This is a genomic window from Oceanispirochaeta sp. (assembly GCF_027859075.1).
Taxonomy (GTDB): domain Bacteria; phylum Spirochaetota; class Spirochaetia; order DSM-2461; family DSM-2461; genus Oceanispirochaeta.
In genome coordinates, this window is the sequence record NZ_JAQIBL010000326.1 from 1 (window position 1) to 2,416 (window position 2,416).

Genomic DNA, 2,416 nt, shown 5'->3' on the forward strand with positions numbered 1-2,416 from the left:
GCCCTGATGAAAGACCAGGTGGACGCCGCCGTGGAATCGGGAATCCAGGCGGCTTTTATCAACAGCACCCTCAAAGCCGGAGAAGCGGCTTCCGTCTATGCACGTTTATACAGTGGTGAAATAAAACTACTCTATATATCTCCTGAACGTCTGGCTCTGGACGGTTATATGGAGAAGCTCAAAGAACTGCCTATCCGTTTTTTTGCAGTGGATGAAGCTCACTGTCTTTCCGAATGGGGTCATGATTTCCGTCCGGATTATCTTAGTCTCTCCCGGCTCCGCGGGGCCTTCCCGGGGATTCCCATCGCCGCCTTTACAGCCACAGCCACACAGAAAGTTCAGGATGACATCATCCGTATTTTGAACCTGTCCCGCCCCTTCCAGGTGAGGGCATCCTTTGATCGGAAAGAACTCTTTTACCGGGTAGACCGGAAGGAGAAAGTGCTGCCCCAGATCACTGGTTTTATACAGGACCATGAAGGCCAGGCAGGAATCGTCTACAGAACCAGTCGTAAAGATGTTGAAAAGACCGCGGCCCATCTCAAGGGAAAAGGGATCAAGGCCCTCCCCTATCATGCCGGACTCACCCAGAAACTCAGGGAAGAAAATCAGAACAAGTTTAACAATGATGATGTGCAGGTTATCTGTGCCACCATAGCCTTCGGCATGGGCATCGATAAATCCAACATCCGCTTTGTCATCCATGGAGACCTGCCCAAAAGCATGGAGGGCTATTATCAGGAGACCGGCCGGGCGGGAAGAGACGGCCTGGAATCCCACTGTCTTCTTCTCTACGGCCCTGGAGATCTGGTCAAACAACAGTACTTTATCAATCAGATGAATGACCCGGGAGAACAGAAAAAAGCGAAAGACAATCTGAGCCGGATGGCCCGCTTCGGGGCTGTGAATGTCTGTCGGCGGAAACAGATCCTGGAATACTTTGACGAGAGTGCTGCCGATGACTGCGGTTTCTGCGATATCTGCACCGGTGAGATGGAAAAAATCAACGCCACCATCGATGCCCAGAAACTCCTCTCAGCTGTGATAAGAACGAAAGAACGCTTCGGCCTGACCCATGTGATCGATATCGTTCAGGGTGCGGACACCGAAAAGATCCGCCGCATGGGGCATGAGCAGATCAAGACCTATGGTGCCGGTAAGGATAAAAGCAAGAAATGGTGGCGGGGAATCGTAGAAGAACTCATCAGCCAGGAAGCGGTCCACCAGGATACAGAAGCCTACAACGCCCTGAAAATCAATGAAAAAGGACGAAAGATCCTCTTTGGAAAAGAATCCTTCTATATTTTAAAGCGGGAGGATACACTTCCCAAACCGCCCTCGCCGGAAGAAGATCTGTTTGCGAAAAGCGGTAAGTACGATGAGAGCCTTTTTGATGCTCTCAAAAGTGTCCGCATGGAACTGGCCAGGAAAAAAGGCGTTCCCCCCTATGTTATTTTCTCAGACAAAACCCTCAGGGAAATGAGTGCTCTAAAGCCCACGGACAAGAGCAGCTTCCTCCGGGTATCCGGTGTGGGCGAAACCAAGCTGGAACAGTACGGACCGTTTTTTATTCCGAAGATCAAGGAGTATCTGGGGTATTGAGGTTATTCATTAAGATAAAGTATCTAAAATAGAAGATAAGTTATGAACCCAAATATCATCTTTAAGAGGAAAAGGCTCGTTTACTGGAGCAACAACATAGGCTTGATCCGGTTTAATTACTTTCAAAGCTTCATAAAATCCCTGAGTCACCTTTGGTGCGGATGATGTTTTGATTTCAATAGCAATTCTTTTAGTTCCTTTTTCAAGAACAAGGTCAATTTCAGCTCCACTGGAGGAGCGATAGTAGCTTGGAGTATACCTGGGACAATGTTCAATAAGACTTCCCAGTATAAAAGCTTCATAACTATTACCCAGACAAGGGTGGGACAGCAAGTCGTTATAGGTTTCAACTCCCAGTAGACAATGAATCAAGCCTGTATCCCGGATATATAATTTTGGTGATTTAATGAGTCTTTTCTTAGTATTTGTAAAAAATGGCCTTAATCTCCTGATCACAAGGGTTCCTTCTAATATATCAAGATAATTCTTAATGGTCGGAACACTAACCCCCATGGATGAAGCTAGAATACTTTGGTTTAATATTGTCCCGTTCACATGAGCCAACATAGTCCAAAAGCGACGGAGAGTCTCAGCTGGCACAGTGATACCAAGTTGAGGAATATCTCTTTCCAGAAATGTTCTGATATAGTTTGTTCTCCAATCAAAACTTAATTCTGTATCTAAAAAATAACTGTCAGGATATCCCCCCTGAACCCATAAACGTCTAAAATCATTAACTTCAGTGGCAACAAAGGGACTGATCTCAATAAATGAGATTCTTCCTGCCAAAGTTTCTGAGCTCTGTTTGATTAAA

At 46.2% G+C, this 2,416-nt stretch carries 2 protein-coding genes; one reads left to right on the top strand and one right to left on the bottom strand.

Annotation, left to right across the window (positions count from 1 at the left end):
- On the top strand, positions 1 to 1,602 hold a 1,602-nt coding region (locus tag PF479_RS18445), incomplete at its 5' end, for a RecQ family ATP-dependent DNA helicase (protein ID WP_298009857.1).
- A 9-nt stretch (positions 1,603 to 1,611) separates the two neighbouring features.
- On the opposite strand, the gene PF479_RS18450 is transcribed toward PF479_RS18445, so the two are convergent.
- Positions 1,612 to 2,416: DUF4143 domain-containing protein (locus tag PF479_RS18450; protein WP_298009859.1), on the bottom strand; the 805-nt coding region annotated here is incomplete at its 5' end.